Here is an 18975-nt window from a genome sequence, read left to right as displayed (position 1 = left end):
GAAGCGGCCCCGGCATTGGCAGCCATTAATCAGGTCCATCAGCCAGGGAATCAGGCCAATGTTCAAACACGCGCAGCTGGAATCGGTGAAAGCCTGGATCAACGACCCGGCACACGCCGCGCTGGCCTTGCATGTGCGCATCCAGCGGGCGATCCGTCAGTTGATCCTCGACGGCGCACTGCCGGTGGGCAGGGCGCTGCCCGCCTCGCGTCCGCTGGCCCAGTCCCTGGGCGTCTCGCGGGATACCGTGGAGTCGGCCTACAGCCAGTTGCACGCCGAGGGCTTTATCGAGCGGCGCGTGGGCAGTGGCAGCTTCGTGTCGCAACGGGCCCGGTGCCTGCCGTCGCGCAAGCGCCAGCGTCCGGCACATCAGCAAGCCCCGGTGCAGTTGAGCCGCCGAGCTGAAGCGCTGTTGCACAGCGGTGGCGTCCACAACTTCCAGTCGCCCCGCCCCTTCGCTCCAGGCGTGGCCGAAACCCGGCACTTCCCCCTGGCCATCTGGGAGAAGCTGGAGCGGCAGGTGTACAAGGAATACGGCACACGGGCGCTGGAACACAGCGAGCCGCAGGGCATGGCCCCCTTGCGCCGGGCAATCGCCGACTACCTCAACCTCGAGCGCGGGGCCCAGGCATCCGCCGAGCGCATCCTGATCCTCACCAGCTCGCAGCAGGCCCTTGGCCTGTGCGCCCAGGTGCTCATGGACGCAGGCGACCAGGTACTGGTCGAAGACCCGCTGTACCAGGGCACCCGCAAGGCTGTCACCGCCGCCAGCCTGGCATGCGTGCCGGTCCCGGTGGACGCGCACGGCCTGCAGGTGGACGCCATGGCCCGACTGGCGCCCGATGCCCGGGCGGTGTTCCTCACCCCTTCGCACCAGTACCCGACCGGCGCGACCCTGGCGCTGGACCGGCGCCTGCTGGCGATCGAATGGGCCCGCCAGCAACAGGCCTGGATCATCGAGGACGACTACGACAGCGAGTTCCACTACGCCGGCCGCCCCACCGCCTGCGTGCAGGGCCTGGACCCACACGACCGCACGCTGTACATCGGCACCTTCACCAAATCGCTGTTCGCCGGCCTGCGCATCGGCTACCTGCTGCTGCCGCCCCAGCTCGTCGCGCCGATGACCGCCGCCCGCACGTTGCAGGACGGACATAACGCCTCCATCGCCCAGCTGACCCTGGCCCGGTTCATGGAGGGCGGCCACTTCAACGCCCATGTGCGGGCCATGCGCGCGCTCTACGCCGAGCGCCGGGATGTACTGGCGGATCTGCTACGCAGGCACCTGGGGGCGTTTCTCGTGCCGCAGGTGCCCGCCGGCGGGCTGCAGATGCCCTGCCATTTCGTGCAGGGCCTGTCTGAAGACGCCGTGGTCAGGGCGACACGCGGGGTGGGGATCGATCTGTTGGGGCTGGGCAGCTTGTACGCGGTGCCGAGGAACGATGCCGGCTTGCTGATGGGGTTTGCGGCACTGACACCCGCTGAGATGAGGGAGGCGGTGGTGAAACTGGAGAAGGTGTTGGCAGGTCTGGTCACTTCGGGACGTTCAATGCGGTAGCCCGTTCTGCGCGAAACGAAATGTGGTAAACCAATCGCTGAAATCCGCCGCGAAAACAAGGATCAGATAACGCCTAGAATTCTTGGCAAAAACATTAAAATACGCACTCAACGCCTAGAAAACTAGTCTTTGTCCCGTAGCGGTTTTTTCTTTCAAGCGCACTATACAAAGCCTAGAATCCTAGGCATGCAGGTCAATAACAGCGTTTTAAGCATAGGATCCCAGGCGTTATGAAAGCCATATCAATGACTGACGACGCTATCGCCAACGAGATCGGCCAACGCATTGAGGCTATCCGCCTGAAGCGTAATATTGGCCAGGACATCGTCGCCCATGAAGCCGGGATTTCCCGGGAGACCTACCGCAAGCTCACGGCAGGCAAAGGCACCCTGGTGAACGTGATTGCCGTCCTGAGGGTGCTGGGAGAGCTTGATCGTCTCGCCTCCCTCATCGAGGAGGTCAGGACCAGCCCCGTGCAATTAGCAAAAATGCAGGGCAAGCAGCGGATGCGGGCGACCGTCACACGGGCTACACCGCCGGCGCCTGAACACGGAATCAGGACACCTATCGGCAAGCCCACGCTCATTGGTGGCCCGAAACCCGACAAGGATGACAGCTGGTGATTGCACGGATCTATCTCTGGGATGTGTATGTAGGCGCGCTCAACTGGAACACGCAGACCCAGATCGGAGAGTTCGAATACACCCCCGAGTTCGTCAGGACGGGCCTTGAGATCTCGCCGGTCCATATGCCGTTGCGCCAGGACTACACCTACGTGTTCCAGGGGCTGGACCGCGAAACCTTCAAGGGCCTGCCCTCGATCCTCGCCGATTCCCTGCCCGATGATTTCGGCAACGCGCTGATCGATGCCTGGCTGGCCCAGCAGGGGCGTGACAAGGCAACGTTTACCCCGGTCGAGCGCCTGCTGTACCAGGGCAAGCGCGGCATGGGCGCCCTGGAATATCGTCCGGCGATGGCCACCGAGCGGGACAAGGGGGAGAGCATCCATATCGATGCCCTGGTGCGCCTGGCCAGCGAGGTGTTGTCCGAACGCGAGTCGATCGCCGAGCGCCTGGATGCCAAGGACCCGTCGCTGGACGACAGCGCCTTGCAGCACCTCATCCAGATCGGTACCAGCGCAGGCGGCGCCCGGGCCAAGGCGGTGATCGCCATGAATGCCGAAGGCGAGATCCGTTCGGGCCAGGTCACCGCGCCCCCGGGCTTCGAGTACTGGTTGCTCAAGTTCGATGTGGCCAAGGACTCGACCGTACTGGCGGACTCGCAAGGCTACGGGCGCATCGAGTACGCCTACCACCTGATGGCCAAGGCGGCCGGCATCACCATGACCGAGTGCCGATTGCTGGAGGAAGGTGGACGCGCTCACTTCATGACCCGGCGCTTCGACCGCACGACCGAAGGTGAAAAGATCCACGTGGCGACCTTGTGCGCACTCGACCACGCCGACTTCCGCAAGCCTGGCCAATACTCCTATGCCGAGGCCTTCGCGGTGATGCGCGCACTGCGGATTTCCCGCGACGGCGCCGAACAGTTCTACCGCCGCATGGTCTTCAACCTGGTGGCACGCAACCAGGACGACCACACCAAGAATACGGCCTTCATGATGGACACCGACGGCACCTGGTACCTCACGCCAGCCTATGACGTCTCCTACTCCTACCTGCCAGGTAGTTTCTGGGTCGATACTCACCAGATGACCGTGAACGGCAAACGCGACGACTTCACCCTCGACGATCTGTTAAGCGTTGCCAGCCAAGTTCGTGGCATGGACGCACGACGGATCATCAAGGAAGTCTGCGAAGCCATCGCACAATGGCCGCAGTTTGCCCAGGACGCAGGGGTACCAATCTCAGCCAGTAAGCGAATCGGTGAAGTACACCGCCAGTATCTTGGCGAGGGGCTTTGAATAAACACCCCTCCCGAGGGCTGGACGCGCAGCTCAAGCCACCCGCACCACCACCTTGCCCTTGCTCCGCCCACCTGCCACCGCCGCCAGCGCCTGTTCGGTAGCCTCGAAGGCGAACACTTGGTCGAGCACCGGCGTCAGGATCCCCTCCTCCACCAGCCGGGTGATGGCCTCCAACTGTCGACCATCGGCGCGCATGAACACGAACCGATAGCGCACGCCCAAGGCCTCACAACGCCTGCGGATGCGGCGGCTGAGCAGGCGAAGCACCTGACGTAATGGCCAAGCCATCCCTTGCTCGGCCGCGAACTCAGGCGTGGGCGGCCCGGAAATGGAAATCAGCTGGCCACCCGGTTTGAGAATCTGCACCGAGCGCTCCAAGGTGCCTGCCTCCAACCCGCTGAGCACCACATCGTAGTCGCGCAATTCCCGGGTGAAATCCTGGCGCTTGTAATCGATGACCACATCCGCGCCCAAGGCCTTCACCCATTCGACATTGCCCGTGCTGGTGGTCGTGGCGACGAACGCCCCCAAGTGCTTGGCCAACTGGATCGCGATGCTGCCCACGCCACCAGAACCCGCATGAATCAGCACCTTCTGCCCCGGCTTGAGCTGGGCGGTTTCCACCAATACCTGCCAAGCGGTCAAGGACACCAAGGGCAGCGCGGCGGCCTGTTCCATGCTCAAGTTGGCGGGCTTGCGCGCCAGGGCCTGCTGGGTGACGGCGATCTGTTCGGCAAAACTGCCGATGCGTGCCTGCCCGGGCCGTGCATAGACCTCGTCGCCGGGCTTGAAGCGGGTGACACGGGCGCCCACGCGTAGCACGGTACCGGCCAGGTCGTTGCCAAGGATTAGCGGCAGGCGGTACGGAAGTACCCGTTTGAACTCGCCGTTACGCAGCTTCACGTCCAGGGCGTTCACCCCGGCGGCGTGGACCCGCACCAGCACGTCGTCATCCCCCAGGGTGGGCACGGGCATTTCGGCGATACGCCCGGCTACATCCTTGCCATAACGATCGATGATGAAAGCTTTCATTGAGATCTCCCGTGACTCACTGCGCACTGCGATAGCGCTCGGCCACCTGGGATTGGCGCAAATCCCCCATCAGCATCTGCCGGGCGCCATCCAGCGCAGCCCAGCGGTCGGCGTGCTGCAAGGGCGGAATGGTGATCGCTTCGCGGCGGTCGTAACCCACCAGCGCAGCATCGACCAAGTCTTCCACCTCCATCACTTCTGGCAACGTGTTGATATCCAATCCGGAACGCGACCAGATCTCGGTGCGGGTCGCGGCCGGCAGCACGGCCTGCACATAGACCCCCTTCGGCCCCAGCTCCAGCGCCAGCCCCTGGGACAGGAACTGCACGAACGCCTTGGTGGCGCCATACACGGTCATGCCCAGTTCCGGCGCCAGCCCCACCACCGAGCCGATGTTGACGATCGCGCCAGTGCCCTGCTCGGCCAGGCGCGGCGCAATGGCGGCAGCCAGGCGGGTGACGGCGGTGACGTTCAGGCCGATCAGGCGCTCGAGGCTTGCGCCATCCTGCCCCAGGAAGCCCCCTGACTGGCCTTGCCCGGCGTTGTTGATCAGCACGCCTATACGCACGTCTTCACGCAACCGCGCTTCGACCCGAGCAAGGGCATCGGCCTGGGTGAGGTCGGCGACCAGCACCTCGACGGCGACAGCGAAGTGCTCACGCAGGCAGCCAGCCAGGGTCTCCAGGCGCGCCTGGTCGCGGGCGACCAGCACCAGGTCGTGACCACGCTGGGCGAAGCGTTCGGCATAGGTGGCGCCGATACCGCTGGAGGCACCGGTGACGAGAACGGTAGGCAAGGCACTCATGGCAAATCCTCAAGGTGGATGGCGACACCCGATCGGGGTGGGCCTGGCCTTTATGATTACGATCATAATCTAACCATGTCAATATTTTGATGATGAATGACATCAATGTATGATGAACCTCACCTCCACGGCGCAGGAGTCATCCGCCATGAAAGTCACCAAGGCACAAGCCCAGGCCAACCGCACCCATATCGTCGAGACGGCGTCCTCGTTGTTCCGCCAGCGGGGCTATGACGGAGTCGGCGTCGCCGAGTTGATGGCGGCCGCCGGTTTCACCCATGGCGGCTTCTACAAGCATTTCGGCTCGAAGGCCGACCTCATGGCCGAGGCGGCAGCCTGCGGGCTGTCGCAGAACACCTCCGGCACCGACAGTGGCGGTGTGGCGGACTACCTGCGCCAATACCTCTCCAGGGAGCACCGCGACAACCCGGCCTCAGGTTGCACCCTGGCGGCGCTGGCCAGCGATGCCGCGCGCCAACCCGACGCCGTGAAGACGGTGTTTGCCGACGGGCTCGAGCGCTTGCTGGCAACGCTCCAGGCCGCCAGCGAGCCGACGGATGCCGCCGACGAGCAGGCCGAACGCGCCCGGCGCCTGGGCGTGATCGCCACCCTGGTGGGCGCCATCACGCTCTCCCGCGCCTGCCCGGACGATTCGCCGCTGGCGGACGACATTCTCCAGGCCTGCCGGGACTGGTTGCTGACACCGCAGTAACCCCGCCCGGGCTGTATTGAAAATCGCCCGGGCGCTGTATCTGTTTCAGCAGGCGCCCGCCCTTCACCCTCCACCTCACTCCCTGGATGGCTGAAGGAACCCGCATCATGGCTGCCCTGCTGCTGCAAATGTCCCCCATTGGCCTGGTGATCGCCCTGATCCTGCTGCTGCGCCGCCCACCCGTGCAGGCCGCGCTGGCCGGCGTGGCCGGTGTCCTGCTGCTGTGGGGCCTGGGCGCCGCGCAGCCGCTGTCGGCGGCGGTGTCCGGCGCCATCCTGCAAGACACGCTGATCCTGTTCCTCAGCACCGCCTGCGTGATCGTTCCGGGGCTGGCCTTCGTCATCCTGGTCGAACGCGCCAACGCCCCGCAGGCGATCGGCGCCTGGGTACGGGAGCTGGGCTGGACGCCGCCGATGCAGGTGATCTTCATCGTCCTGGGCCTGGCGCCGCTGCTGGAGGCGATGACCGGGTTCGGGGTGTCGCTGATCGCCACGGTGCCGCTGCTGATGGGGCTGTTTTCCCGTCAGGTCGGCATGAAGATGGCGCTGGCCGGCATGGTGGTGATGCCTTGGGGCACGCTTGGATTGGCCACGGTGATCGGCGCGCTGCTGGCCCACGTGCCGGCGCAGGAACTGGGCAGCCATTCGGCGCTGGTCAGCGCGCCGGTGTTCCTCGGCCTGGCCGCCGTCGCACTGGTGCTGGCGAGGATTCGCAGCCTGCAGGCATGGCTGGGGTTGGCGCTGGTCTCGTTGCTGTTCAGCGCGGTGCTGTATGCGGTCAACCGCTGGATCGGGCCGGAGGCGTCGGGCGTGCTGGCCGGGCTGGCGGTGGCCGGCGTGGGCCTGGGGATGTCCTGGGCGCGGCGCGGGGCGCTGGTGCGCTGGCCGCAGGCGGCGTGGCCGTACCTGGCCTTGCTGGCCGTGATCATCGCCTCGCGGGGGCTGTTCCTGCTGTCGGGGTGGGACGGGCTATGGGTGGTGCATGGCACCAACGTGTCGTGGAAGCCACTGGCTTCGCCGGGGCTGGCCTTGCTGCTGGTGGTGCTGATGATGGTCGGGCGCCAGGGCGCGGGCTTCCCATGGCAGGCGCTGGTCACCCGGGCGCGGTTCCCGGTGGCGACGATCTTCCTGTTCCTGCTGCTGTCGCAGGTGATGGTCAAGGCCGGCTTCCTGGTCGAGGCGCAACGGGCGTTGCAGGCGCTGTCCGGGGTGTCGCTGGCGTCGACGGTGTCGCTGCTGGCGGGGTTGGCCGGCTATGTCACCGGCTCCAATGTCGGCGGCAACACGCTGGTGATGCCCTCCATCGCCGCGCTGTCCACGGTCCACGGCCCATGGCTGGCGGCGATGGTCAACAGCGCCGCAGGCCATGGCGCGCTGGGCTCGCTGTCGATCCTGTCGCTGATCATCGGGCTGGCCGGGGCCAACCGCGAGGAAGAACACGGGCTGATCCGCTTCGGCTTTGCCCTGGTGCTGCTGAACATCGTCATCGTGGCTGCAACCGGCGTGCTTTTGCTCTACCTTTCGGGAGCCCCCGCCTGAGACGACACAAGGCCCCCCATGGACCGGAACCCCAAGCCCGACAAACGCTGGCACACCGTCAACGCCTGGCTGCTGCGCCAGATCGACAGCGGCGAATGGCCCAGCGGCACGCAACTGCCCTCGGTGCGCGAGCTGGCGCGGCTGTTCGACAGCAGCATCGCCACCGTGCAGCGGGCCCTGGCGGAGCTGGAGGCCAATGCCTATGTGCAGGCCACGCCGCGGATCGGCTATTTCGTCGCCAAGGGCGCGGCCCAGGTACAGGGGTTCGACCTGGCCAGTGTCACCGTCAACGTCAACCACGCGGTGGTCGCCATGCTTGCCCAGGCGGCCAGCAATACCGCGCTGTCGTTGAGCTCGGCGGTGCTGCACGACGAGCTCACGCCCCAGGTGCTGCTGAACAAGTGCCTGGCGACGCTGGCCACCAAGGCCGACCACCCCTTGGCCGGCCTGATCGCCCCGCCGGGCCTGGCCTCGCTGCGCCGGCGCATCGCCGGGCTGATGCTGCAACGCGGCGTGGCCTGCGGCCCGGACGATATCCTGGTGACCTCGGGCGACACCGTGGCCCTGGAACTGGCCCTCGAAGCCGTCGCCCGGCCGGGCGCCACGGTGGCCATCGAGACGCCTACCTACTACGGCATCCTGCAGACCATCGAACGCCTGGGGATGCGCGCCCTGCCCATCCGCACCCACGCCGACAGCGGCATGGACCTCGAGCACCTGGAATGGGCACTCAAGCGCGGCAAGGTCGATGTGGTGTTTCTCAACCCGACGCTGCAGAACCCACGGGGCTTCATCATGCCCGACGCGGCGCGGGCACGGCTGTCACAGCTGGCGCAGGCGGCGGATGTGCCGATCATCGAGGACGATATCTTCTTCGACCTGGTAGACGAGGCGCAGCGCCCGAAGGCGATCAAGCACTACGACAGCACCGGGCAGACGATCTATTGCTCGTCGTTCTCCAAGACCGTGGCGCCGGGGTACCGGGTGGGCTGGTGCGTGGCGGGGCGCTACCGGGATGCGATCCTGGCCCAGCTGTTTTCGCGCAACCTGGCGGTATCGAGCCTGGCGCAGCGGGTGCTGGATGAGTTTATCGGCCGGGGGTACATGGAGGAGCACTGCGCGAAGCTGCGTGGGCGGCTGGCGGCCCAGGCCGGGATGATGGAGACGCTGGTGCGCTCGGTGTTTCCGCCGGGGACGCGGTATGTGGCGCCGCAGGGTGGTTTTATTCATTGGATCGAATTGCCGGAAGGGACGGACATGGTGGCGCTGCAGCGGCTTGCGGCGGAGCGTGGCTGCAATGTCGGCGCCAGCGGGATGTTCTTTGCCGATGGGGAGTGTGGCACTGGGTTGCGGGTGTGTCTGGGGCGGGTGATTACGCCGGAGGTGATGGGCGGGTTGAGGGTGCTGGCGGAGTGTGCGGCGCTTTCGAGGTTTTGATTGCGTTTGAGGTACTTGGGGGCGCTGCGCGCCCCTTTCGCGACACAAGGCCGCTCCCACAGGGGAATACATGCTCCTGTTGGAGCAACTGTCTTCTTTGTGGAAGCTGACCCAGCCATGCCGGGCATCGTCATCAAAGCTGGCTCCTACAGGTTTGGAGTGAAGCTCAGGCTTGGCGCGGTCCATGTGGGAGCGGCCTTGTGTCGCGAAAGGGCTGCGCAACAGCCCCAGGTTCCGGAATCAAGTCAGATGCACCTGACTGCGCAAATGCTCGGCCAACATATCGATAAAGGTCCGCACCTTGGTCGAGCCATATTTGCTCTCCCGATGCAGGATATGGATCGGCCAGGGCGCTTCCTCGTATTCAGCCAGAATCACCTGCAAGCGCCCAGCCGCCACTTCATCCGCCACCTGGTACGACAGCAGCCGGGCAATCCCGAGCCCGGCACTGGCCGCGGCGATGGCGGCGTCGTTGCTGGTCACGGTCAGGCGCGGCTTCATGCGGATCAGCGTCGGGTCGTCGATGGCGCCGAAGCGCCAGTCCGTGCGCGGTGACAGGGTTCCGGCGGCGATCACTTCGTGCTTCTGCAATTCCGAGGGATGGCGCGGCGTGCCGTGGCGTTCGAGGTACTCGGGCGAGGCGCACAGCAAGCGGCGCATCCTGCCCACGCGCAACGCCTTGAGGCCCGAATCGGGCAACTGGCCGATGCGCACCGCCACGTCCATGCCCTCCTCCACCAGGTTCACCACGCGATCGAGAAAGTACGCCGACACATCCACCTCGGGGTACTGCTGTAGGTATCGGACGATGCACGGCATGACGAACTTCTTGCCGAACAGGATCGGCGCGGTCACCGCCAGGTCGCCCTTGGGCGCGGCGTTGATGCCGGCGGCGGCTTCGTTGGCCTCGACGATGCTGGCGAGGATGTGCCGGGTGTCCTCCAGGTAGCGCCCGCCGGCCTCGGTCAGGCGCACGCTGCGGGTGGTGCGCAGCAGCAGCTTGACCCCGAGCTGTTCCTCCAGGGCGCTGACGGCGCGGGTCACCGCCGCCGGCGAGATGGCCAGGCGGCGGGCGGCGGCGGCGAAGCTTTCCAGCTCACCCACGGCCACGAACACTTTCATCAGGTGGATCTGGTCCATGCCGCGCCCCACGCGTTGTCGTGGGGCGATTATCGCCGTGGTCACGCTAGAGCTCCAGTACCAGGGGCTGCACGCCGTCCTCGGCCTGGGCGGGGATGGCGCAGCAGATCAGCACGCTGCCGGGCTCGGGCAATTCGGCGGGCGGGTTCGGGTAGTGGACCTGGCCGCTGACCAATTTGGTCCTGCAGGTACCGCAGGAGCCTCCTCGGCAACTGAAGTCCGGCGACAGGCCACGGCTTTCCGCCAGTTCCAGCAGGGTGCCGCCGTCCGGCGCCCAACGCGCTTCCTTGGCGGAGCTGGCGAAGTACACCGGCACCGGTTCGCTGGCGGGTGGGGGCTGCTGCAGCGTGGGCTGGTTGTCGTCGGTGTGGCGGCGCAGGGTCGAGGGGCCGAAGGCTTCGGCATGGATGCGGGCGTCGGGCACATGCACGCCACGCAGGCCTTCGTACAGATCCTGGGTGAAACTGGCTGGGCCGCAGAGGTAGAAGTCGTAGTCGTCCAATGCCAACGTGGCCTTGATCTGCCCGATGCCCAGGCGGCTGGCGAATTGGTAGTCATGCCCCAGCACGGCCTGTGGCTCGGGCTGGCTCAAGGCACGATGGATGCTCAGCAAGCCATTGGCGTGTTGCTGGAGCGCGGCAAGCTCCTGCTGGAACGGCAGGTCGGCCAGTGTGCGCCCGCCATGGAACAGGTGGATGCGCCGCCCCTGCCCTTTCGCCAGCTGCTCGCGGAGCATGGCGATCAATGGGGTGACTCCGACGCCCGCGCCGATCAGCACAAGGGGCCGGTCGCTCTGCTGATCCAGGGTGAAGCTGCCCGTGGGCTGGCGCACCTCCAGCTGATCGCCGACCTTCACCTGTTGGTGCAGATAGCGTGACGCCGGCCCCTGCGCCTTGACGCTGATGCGCAGGAAGCCATCGGACGGCGCGCTGGACAGGCTGTAGGTACGGATCAACGGCGTCTCCCCATCGATCCGCAAACGCACGGGAATATGCTGGCCAGGAGCGAAGGATACCGCGGTGCCATCCTCGGGTTGCAGATGGAACGAGCGGATATCGCGACTCTCCTGCTCGATGTGCAGTACCCGCCAGGTCAGCCATTGGCGCTGCCGTTCGCGCTGTTGCAGGCGCTGCTCGGCCTCGGGCCAGGTGCCGGTCATCAGGCTGGTGGGTGCGTATTCCTGGAAGGCCCAGCGCAGCGACACGGCAGCCCGGCGCAGCACCACCTGCTCGATGTCCAGGGTCCAGATCCGCTCCGCGCCTTCGAAGGCACTGATCAGCGGGCTGTCGAGAATCACCTCGGTGCGCCCGGAAACCTGCAGCACATCGCCCGTGGTGAAATCGACGAACAGCAGGCCGGCGACCGGGTTGACCAGCAGATTGCCGAGGGTATTGAAATGCAGGTTGCCGGCGTAGTCGGGAATGGTCAGGCGATTGCCCTCGACCCTGACGAAACCAGGCCGGCCACCGCGATGGGACACGTCCACCGAGCGCTGGCCAGCGTCCTGATCGACGTAGCTGGCGACAAAGAAGGTGTCGGCGCTTTCGATCATCGCGCGGGTTGCGGCATCGAGCGCCGCTGAATCCCGGCGCTTCTGTGGCGGCTCGTCGACGCGGGTGTACTCGCGCAGCTGAATGTACTGCGGGCAGTTGCCGAAGGATTGCTCGACCACCACCTCCAGCTGGCCTGCGCTGGCCCTGCGGATCAGGCCATTGAGGCGATTGCGCCGCCGCGTGTGCAGCTCGATCCCCAGCAGACCGATGGCACCGCCCGCCACCAGGCCCGGCGTGGCCGGATCATCGCTGGCGAGGTCGGCGCCGATCAACAGTTGCCGTGGATCGGGCGAGCTGACAAAGCCTTCCGGGCCTTCGAGCAGCGTCGCCCAGGGTTTGCCTGCGGCATCCACGGCACCGGCCACCATGAACGGCAGCTGCTGGTAGAACGTGCGATGCTGGTCGGGCATGAAGTCACGAATGACCTTTTGCCCGAACGCCTCCATGCGCTCGGCAACACCGACGTGCTCCTGCAGCCGTTTTTCACCTGCATGCCAGGGCGATTGCATGGCGGCATCCCTCGGGAGTCAGAGCGTGGTCTGCAAACCGATGACCGTACGCGGCATCGGCACGAAGCCTGGCAGCGCCTCGACACGGGCCAGCCAGGCGCGCACGTTGGGGTACGGCTCCAGCGACACGTTGCCTTCCGGCGCGTGGGCGATGTACGAGTAATTGGCGATATCGGCGATGGTCGCCTGGTCACCGACCAGGAACGGGCCCTTGGCCAGTTCGGCGTCGATCACCTTGAGCAGGGTGTGGGCACGGCCGATGACTTCATCGGTGTTGAACGAGGCACCGAACACCGTCACCAGACGTGCCGCTGCCGGGCCGAAGGCCAGGGGACCCGCCGCGACCGACAACCAGCGCTGCACACGGGCGGCACCGACCGGATCCGCAGGCAACCAGCGCTCACCGCCGTAGGCCTTGGCCAGGTAGACCAGGATGGCGTTGGAATCGGCAATGACGATGCCGTTGTCATCGATCACCGGCACCTGGCCGAAGGGGTTGATGGCGAGAAATTCTGGCTGCTTGTGCTCGCCCTTGGCCAGGTCGACGAAGACCAGCTCGGTGGGCAGTTCGAGCAGCGACAGCATCAGCTCGATGCGGTGGGCGTGGCCGGACTTGGGGAAGTTATACAGCTTGATCGGGCTTGGCATGTGCGGGGCTCCGGATCAGCGCCGGGAGTGGCGCTGCTGGAGGACATGCTGCACTGGATCGGCTGGCAGCAGAATCAGTGCCGGGAGCAATCCAGTATTTCGGCAAGTGGAATAATCACACTCATGGGGCAAGTCGGGTCGCCGCATCGCCGCTCCCACGCCCCCGCGCTTACGATCTCAATGGCGGTGCTGTTTCTGGTACAGATACAACCCCCGCGCCGCCTCGACCACCAGCGGCACACAGGCCTGATGCTCATCGAAACTCATCGAATCGAGCAGCTCGAAATTGTCTTCCAACCCATGCAGGGAAATGACCTTGAGCAGACGATCCTGCTCCGGCGGCAACTCACTCCACTCGGCCACCTGGGTACCGCGCATGTAGCCGAAGCACCACTCCTCGAGAATGATCGCCGGGCCTTCCTCGCCTTCGCCCTCCTCGAACAGCGGTTCGAAGTGCTCGAGGTCGTCGGCCAGCTCTTGCGCCACCTGGCTGGCGTAACGCAGCATCAACGCGGTGTAGGCCTCTTCATGGGCGGGCTTCTTGAACTTCGGTACCTTGCCGCCGGCGACGGCGGGCAGCCATTGCTCGGGATTGACCTTGTTGGGGGAGCTGGCCAGGGCGGTGAAGAAGGCGTTCAGCTCGGAAAGGTTGAGCACCGAATAGTCGTTGCCGTAGGTCATCAGCAGGTCTTCTAGGCGGTCGAGTTCTTTTTCGCTGAGCGCGGGGAGCATGGGCGGGTGTCCTGGGTAAATGAACGTGCACCCTAGCACAGGCAACGCCTGCCCGCTCCCATCAAGGGAACGGGCATCGGACTATTGCTGCAGCCAGTGCGCCAGGTCTGCCTGCCGCCCGGTGCCGATCAGCAGCCACAGCAAGAGTCGGCACTTGCGCGGGCAGAGCCAGCCGGCCATGTGCAGGCCCCGGTCCTGCAGGTCGATCTCGCCGCCGATAAATCCGTAGGTCCCCAGGGCTGTCGGGCCATTGCCGGTGCGGGTGGCGATGATCACCGGCATGTTGCCGGCGATGCGCCCCAGTGCCTCGGCCCAGACCTCGGAGACATGGCCTGCGCCAAATCCGGCAACCACCAGCCCTGAATAACCCAGGCCTCCGAGCGCTTGCAGCAGCCTCGTATCGGCATCGAGACAGGCCTCCAGCAGGACGACCTGGTGATCCACCTGCGCCGGCAGGGGTAACACCCGCCGTGGCGTGGCAGCCTGGCGATAAACTGGGCTGCCCTCCACGACCTCCCCTATCGCCCCAGCGCCGGGCGACTCGAAGGCCGCCATCGCCAGGCTGGCAGTCTTGCGTACCCGCGCGGCCAGGTGGATCTGGTCGTTGATCACCACCAGCACGCCACGCCCCCGGCTGCCATCGGCGATTGCAACCTGCACCGCCGCCAGCAGGTTCGCCGGACCATCCGCGCCCGGCTGGCTGGCCGAACGCATGGCGCCGGTCAGGATCAGCGGGGTGTCATGAGGCCACAGCAGGTCAAGGAAATACGCGGTCTCCTCCAGCGTATCGGTGCCTTGGGTGAGGACCACGGCCTGAGCCCCCGCTTGCACTTGCGCGCTTGCCCAGGCCAGCGCATCCAGCATGTCGCTGAACGCCAGCGAAGCGCTCGGCACCAGGCACAACGTGGCGGTGCTGATCTGCGCCAGTGCCTGCAGTTGCGGCAGGGACGCCAATAGCGCGGCGCAATCGAGCCGGGGTGTCACACCCTGCCCCGGCCCCCCGAATTGCATGCTGACCGTGCCGCCCAGGCTGGCGATCGAAACACGTGGTGCTGTCATGGGTTACCTCCCGCAAGCAGGCCGACCAGGGGCACGATGCCCAGGGTGCTGATGGCCATGGACAGGACATTGCCGATATAGCCGTGCATGTAGCCTGGCAGACGCTGGCTGATGGCCACGGCAAGCGGTGGCGCGATCAGCGCGCCGAGCACTGCGCTGGCGACGATCACCTGCCAGCTGCCGCCCAGTGTCAGCACGGCCGCGGGCACGATCGACACGATGGGAATATAGGTCGGATACCAGCCCCGCTCTTTCCATTGCCGTCGCCAGAACAGCACACCGACCAGCGATGCCAATGCCTGCCCGGCCACCATCTGCAGCACCAGTTGCGAGCCGTAGGCCGGTGCCGCCGGGGCCAGTACATAAGCCAGCAAGACGCCCAACAGCAAGCCGAGGCTGGCCAGTTCATTGCCGAAGAACGGCGCTTCGCTGAAATCGGCCAGTACCCGACGCAAGGTCCAGACCACGCCATAGTCCGGCTGGCTGGCCGTCGCGGCGACCACTGGGTGCTGTCCATCGCGAACCAGCGCCGGAAAGCGCTTGCACAGCAGGAACGCCAGCACACTGGCCAGTGCCATGCCACTGACATTGCCGATCACCACCGGCAACTGCAGCGGGTAGCACAGGTAGTTGACCAGCAGCAGGCTGGCCGGGGTGACCAGCACGGCACCGAGCAGCGCGCCATTGATCGCGACGCGCCAACCGCCGCCAAACAGCAGGACCATGGCCGCCGGCAGCGAGACGAAGGCGACGAAGGTCGGCTGCCAGGCACCACCCTCCAGGGTCCAGCCCCACAACGCATGGCTGAGCAGCAGACCGAGCAGCGAGCTGATGATCAGCCAGGGCCACAGACCAGTGCCGTAGCAGATGGCAAAGCCTTGCAAGCGATACCCGCGCTGCTGGGCCCAATGCGCGAGGCTCGCCCCCAGCAGCAGCCCCAGTGCCGGCAACTCGTGCTTGTAGAAGGCGACCTCGCTGATATCGCCGACAATCCAGCGCAGCCTGCTCAACGGCTGGTCGAGGGTTGCGACGAGCTGCGCATAATCGGGCCATCCACCCAACATCAGGCTGGCAACGCAAAGCAGCGCGAGGCCCAGGAGTATCAGCGACGACGACCGTTGTCGCGGTAAGGAAAGGCGCTGTTCCATGACGCCTCCTCAACGTGGCATCGGCGCATGCAGCCGATACCCCAGGGTGGCGTCGTAGAGGTCGGTGCGCCGGTCACGCGGCAGGTCGTTGAGGCTGTTCCAGATCGGCGCCGAGCGGGCGGCGCTGAGATCGACGTCGGCGTAGAGGATGCATTCCTCCTCGGCACTGGCCACCTCGCCGATGGGCCAGCCGTTGGTACCGGCAATCAGCGAACAACCGAGGAAGCGCCCGCCCCGTTCGCGACCGATGCGATTGGCGGCGGCGATATAGACATTGTTGACGTGGGCCGCGGTCATCGTCAGGTACGAGGCCATGCAACGTCCGGCCTCGTCGAACAGCGGCGGCGGTGTCCAGACCCAATTGTTCAGGCTGCAGATGATGTCGGCGCCCTGCGCCGCCATGAGCCGTGGCACCTCCGGGAACCAGATGTCCCAGCAGATCAGCAGGCCGATGCGGCCGATGGGCGTTTCGAACACCGGGAAGCCCAGGTCTCCGGGGGTGAACCAGAGCTTTTCCTGGTTCCACAGGTGCGCCTTGCGGTAATGCCCGAGCCGTCCCTGCGGGCCGAACAGCACGGCGCTGTCGTAGAGCTTGAGGCCGTCACGCTCGGCGAATCCTGCGGCCAGATATACCTGCTGCTCACGGGCGAACTCCGCCCAGGCCTGCAGGCATCGTCCATCCTCCAGCGTCTCGGCGTGGGCATAGGCCTCGGCGCGGGAGTTGAAGGTGTAGCCGGTGTTGGCCAGCTCCGGCAGCACGATCAGGTTCGCCCCTTCACGCGCGGCGCGGCGGGCCAGGGCCAGGCCACGGCTCAGGTTGCCATCGCAATGGTCCAGGCCGACCTGCGGGTCGTACTGGATGACGGCAATGCGTACGGGGCTGACGGGAGTGGTGTGTTCCTGCATGGCGGCTTCCTGTTCTGGTTGTTGTGGAAGGCCGCCAGTAGAACGGGCATGGCAGGTGGGGCGACAGTCAGCAGGATCCTCTGGAACTGAGGGAGATTGCGAAAATACGTGGAGGAGCACTCCTACAAAGTTGTTTCAAAGCGCCTGTCGGGGCAGCTGATAATGCGGATAGTGCTCGAGGCTGAAGCCCCCCTTGAAATGTGCGCCGGTGTTGTTGCAGAGGTTGATCACGGTGTCGATCGCAGTGCGCAGACACGGCTCGGTCCAGCCGGCATCGACAGAGAAAGACTCCCCGGCGAGGTAGAGCCCTGAATGGGCACTCCGGTCACGGTTGTACTTCATCAGGCTTACCGCGTCGTAATAGGCGCCCGCCCGGTACAATTTCGCACAGCCAAGTGCATTCCTGTCTGTCATCCATCTTTGTATGCGGGTGTTTCCAAGATCGATATGTGGCGAGATGGGTTCGCCGATGTTGGTGCAACGCAACAGAATCCGATCGAGTTCCGCTACGCATTTTTCCACAAGCTCCGCGTCTGAATACGCCGCCAGCTTGGTGGCATCGTCCTCCCAGGTGTAGCTGAGCAGGATGCAATCGCGGGTATGCTGATCGTTGTAGCGGTAGGCATAGACATCGTGCACGAAGCTGTCGGTGACCAGGATCTGCGGCAGATGGGGATACTGGTCGAGAAAGCTTTTACGCAGCGGCGCATAAACCTTGCAACTGGTTTCCCAATGGGCGTGCTTCCAGGCCTCGACAATGGCCGGTGGCAGCATGCTCCGGGAGAAGCCCTCCAGGCGCATCCCTGTTTCGATCAACCAGGACGGCGTGGTAAGCACCACGCTGTCGAACACCTCACTCATCGGCTGAGCCTTGGCTTCATCGCTGTGCCGCCAACGGTAATCGACGCGGATGCGGCCATCGGCCAATTTGTGCAGGCCATGAACCGAGCTGTCCGTCAGCAGGCCATCCTTACGCGCCACGCATTGGCTGTACAGGGATTCGCCCAGGCCAGCGATGTCCATGAACAGCAGGGCCTCATCCAACGCAGCGATCCCCAGGTAGGCAGGAGCCTGGAAACGCAGGCCTCTGCTGTCGGGCACAGTCTCGACATCCTGATACGGCGCTGCAAGCACTCGCCCCCTTTTCATCCACACGCCCATGCACAAGCTGCAGGTGGCTGCTGAACCCGAAAATGGCAGTACGCAGCGGATAGAGACAACATACGTCGTAGAAAGCGCCCCAGCTGCCATCACCGATGCCGATTGCATAGAAGATCGCCGACTCGTCACAGTCCATGCCAAGGCCGCCGAAATCGCCTGGATTGCCAGGGTCCCAAGCCTCCCGGATCGGCAGCAATACCAGGTCACGAAACGACAGCCTGTGATATCGCTCGACGATTGCCGACCACATCGCCAGCCAGCCTTCTGTGCCGTAGATGGCGGCCACCTGTTCGGCGAAACGCTCGGCAAAGCGCCGCCACTTGCCATGAATCCTCTGTAGTACCGCAGTAGGTGGCGGGGTGTGGCCTTCGGGATTCTTCCAGATCAGCAGCTTCGGATCACCCTCCCCTTCAAGTTGGCCTTCACGCAGATAGATACCCGTCGCATTGACCCACGGCGTGCCAGGGTTGGGAAAGTCGGAAAGCAGCAGGTCAAACAGATCTGCGTAGTAAGCCATCAATGAGCGGCCTGCCTTGGGCGGCTCACCGGTTCGGTTGAAGAACGGCATGCGCATGGCGCCCATCTCGAAGGGAGCGGTGTGTACTGTTGGCTTGTCAGCAGAGGATGACACGGTGAGATGACGCCCCCCGATTCGCCGGGCTTGCTCGATCAGTGTGATCTGGGTGAAACCACAGCGCAGCAGTTCACGTGCGACGGTGAGGCCGGTGACGCCAGCACCGACAATGCAGATGCGATGTGCAGGACGAGCAACCTGGGCAATGCCGCCTTGCTGCTCGACAAGACGTCGGTAGTCGAAACACAGGTCAGGCGGATTCGGGAAACGTGCGGCCCATGGCAGCACTGGGGTGTAAGGCTCGACGGCTAGGTCGGCGGGATGGTTGTGCGTTGATCCGATGGTCATGGTCTCGGGTTCTCAGGGTGGGTGAGGAGCCTGAGCATGCCGAGAGCAGGGAGGTGGGGAACGGTAGATGTGTATGGTGGTGCTGCGTGTGTCGTTGCCTGAACTGACGCTATCGCGGGGCAAGCCCGCTCCCACGCCCCCATTCCCACAGGCCTGTAATAGCGCTATGGGAACGGATGGCGTGGGAG

Annotated in this window: 15 protein-coding genes and 1 pseudogene; 6 read left to right on the top strand and 10 right to left on the bottom strand. The window is 65.2% G+C overall.

The features are described 5' to 3' along the window. Nucleotides 1-58: 58 nt before the first annotated feature. The 3 genes from pdxR to HU751_RS14810 all read left to right on the top strand — a co-directional run bounded on the left by pdxR (nucleotide 59) and on the right by HU751_RS14810 (nucleotide 3482). Complete coding sequence (gene pdxR, locus HU751_RS14820) at nucleotides 59-1558, top strand: MocR-like pyridoxine biosynthesis transcription factor PdxR (RefSeq protein WP_186733826.1); 1500 nt, start codon at nucleotides 59-61, stop codon at nucleotides 1556-1558. A 245-nt stretch (nucleotides 1559-1803) separates the two neighbouring features. Next, nucleotides 1804-2181, top strand: a complete 378-nt coding sequence (locus tag HU751_RS14815) for a helix-turn-helix domain-containing protein (protein ID WP_186733827.1) — start codon at nucleotides 1804-1806, stop codon at nucleotides 2179-2181. Beyond that, nucleotides 2178-3482, top strand: a complete 1305-nt coding sequence (locus HU751_RS14810) for a type II toxin-antitoxin system HipA family toxin (protein WP_186733828.1) — start codon at nucleotides 2178-2180, stop codon at nucleotides 3480-3482. Before HU751_RS14815 ends, HU751_RS14810 begins: the two co-directional genes overlap by 4 nt. A gap of 33 nt (nucleotides 3483-3515) precedes the next feature. Here the strand turns inward: HU751_RS14810 and HU751_RS14805 are convergent, their stop codons facing one another. Continuing rightward, entirely contained in the window at nucleotides 3516-4517 is a 1002-nt protein-coding gene (locus HU751_RS14805; RefSeq protein WP_186733829.1) for an NADP-dependent oxidoreductase, read from the bottom strand. Nucleotides 4518-4533: 16 nt separating this feature from the next. Continuing rightward, on the bottom strand, nucleotides 4534-5322 hold the full coding sequence (locus HU751_RS14800) for an SDR family NAD(P)-dependent oxidoreductase (RefSeq protein ID WP_186733830.1): 789 nt from the start codon (nucleotides 5320-5322) through the stop codon (nucleotides 4534-4536). Nucleotides 5323-5470: 148 nt separating this feature from the next. Here HU751_RS14800 and HU751_RS14795 point away from each other — a divergent pair, with 148 nt between their 5' ends. The 3 genes from HU751_RS14795 (at nucleotide 5471) to HU751_RS14785 (ending at nucleotide 9009) form a co-directional block, all read left to right on the top strand. Then, complete coding sequence (locus tag HU751_RS14795; RefSeq protein WP_186733831.1) at nucleotides 5471-6034, top strand: TetR/AcrR family transcriptional regulator; 564 nt, start codon at nucleotides 5471-5473, stop codon at nucleotides 6032-6034. A gap of 107 nt (nucleotides 6035-6141) precedes the next feature. Next, nucleotides 6142-7572, top strand: a complete 1431-nt coding sequence (locus HU751_RS14790) for an L-lactate permease (protein WP_186733832.1) — start codon at nucleotides 6142-6144, stop codon at nucleotides 7570-7572. 18 nt (nucleotides 7573-7590) lie between these two features. Beyond that, nucleotides 7591-9009, top strand: a complete 1419-nt coding sequence (locus tag HU751_RS14785; RefSeq protein WP_186733833.1) for an aminotransferase-like domain-containing protein — start codon at nucleotides 7591-7593, stop codon at nucleotides 9007-9009. Between the two features lie 240 nt (nucleotides 9010-9249). Here HU751_RS14785 and HU751_RS14780 read toward each other — a convergent pair whose 3' ends face one another. From HU751_RS14780 to HU751_RS14745, 8 genes and pseudogenes are all read right to left on the bottom strand, one after another. Further along, nucleotides 9250-10149 carry a LysR family transcriptional regulator gene (locus HU751_RS14780; protein ID WP_186733839.1) on the bottom strand — a complete coding sequence of 300 codons (900 nt, stop codon included), beginning with the start codon at nucleotides 10147-10149 and terminating at the stop codon, nucleotides 9250-9252. A gap of 46 nt (nucleotides 10150-10195) precedes the next feature. Then, nucleotides 10196-12211, bottom strand: a complete 2016-nt coding sequence (locus HU751_RS14775) for a pyridoxamine 5'-phosphate oxidase family protein (protein WP_186733834.1) — start codon at nucleotides 12209-12211, stop codon at nucleotides 10196-10198. 18 nt (nucleotides 12212-12229) lie between these two features. Further along, nucleotides 12230-12859: a glutathione S-transferase family protein gene (locus HU751_RS14770; RefSeq protein WP_028692248.1), complete on the bottom strand. Its 630-nt coding sequence runs from the start codon at nucleotides 12857-12859 to the stop codon at nucleotides 12230-12232. A 177-nt stretch (nucleotides 12860-13036) separates the two neighbouring features. Beyond that, nucleotides 13037-13591, bottom strand: a complete 555-nt coding sequence (locus HU751_RS14765) for a UPF0149 family protein (protein WP_186733835.1) — start codon at nucleotides 13589-13591, stop codon at nucleotides 13037-13039. A gap of 81 nt (nucleotides 13592-13672) precedes the next feature. Continuing rightward, entirely contained in the window at nucleotides 13673-14650 is a 978-nt protein-coding gene (locus HU751_RS14760; protein ID WP_186733836.1) for an asparaginase, read from the bottom strand. Continuing rightward, entirely contained in the window at nucleotides 14647-15714 is a 1068-nt protein-coding gene (locus HU751_RS14755) for a hypothetical protein (RefSeq protein WP_225933325.1), read from the bottom strand. Before HU751_RS14755 ends, HU751_RS14760 begins: the two co-directional genes overlap by 4 nt. Before the next feature lie 93 nt (nucleotides 15715-15807). Further along, nucleotides 15808-16704: a nitrilase family protein gene (locus HU751_RS14750; protein WP_186712712.1), complete on the bottom strand. Its 897-nt coding sequence runs from the start codon at nucleotides 16702-16704 to the stop codon at nucleotides 15808-15810. A gap of 135 nt (nucleotides 16705-16839) precedes the next feature. Beyond that, a pseudogene (locus HU751_RS14745) lies at nucleotides 16840-18787 on the bottom strand (flavin monoamine oxidase family protein). Nucleotides 18788-18975: the final 188 nt, after the last annotated feature.

The sequence above is a fragment of the Pseudomonas peradeniyensis genome (assembly GCF_014268935.2).
GTDB classification, from domain to species: Bacteria; Pseudomonadota; Gammaproteobacteria; order Pseudomonadales; family Pseudomonadaceae; genus Aquipseudomonas; species Aquipseudomonas peradeniyensis.
This window is presented reverse-complemented; position numbering and strand designations above follow the sequence as displayed.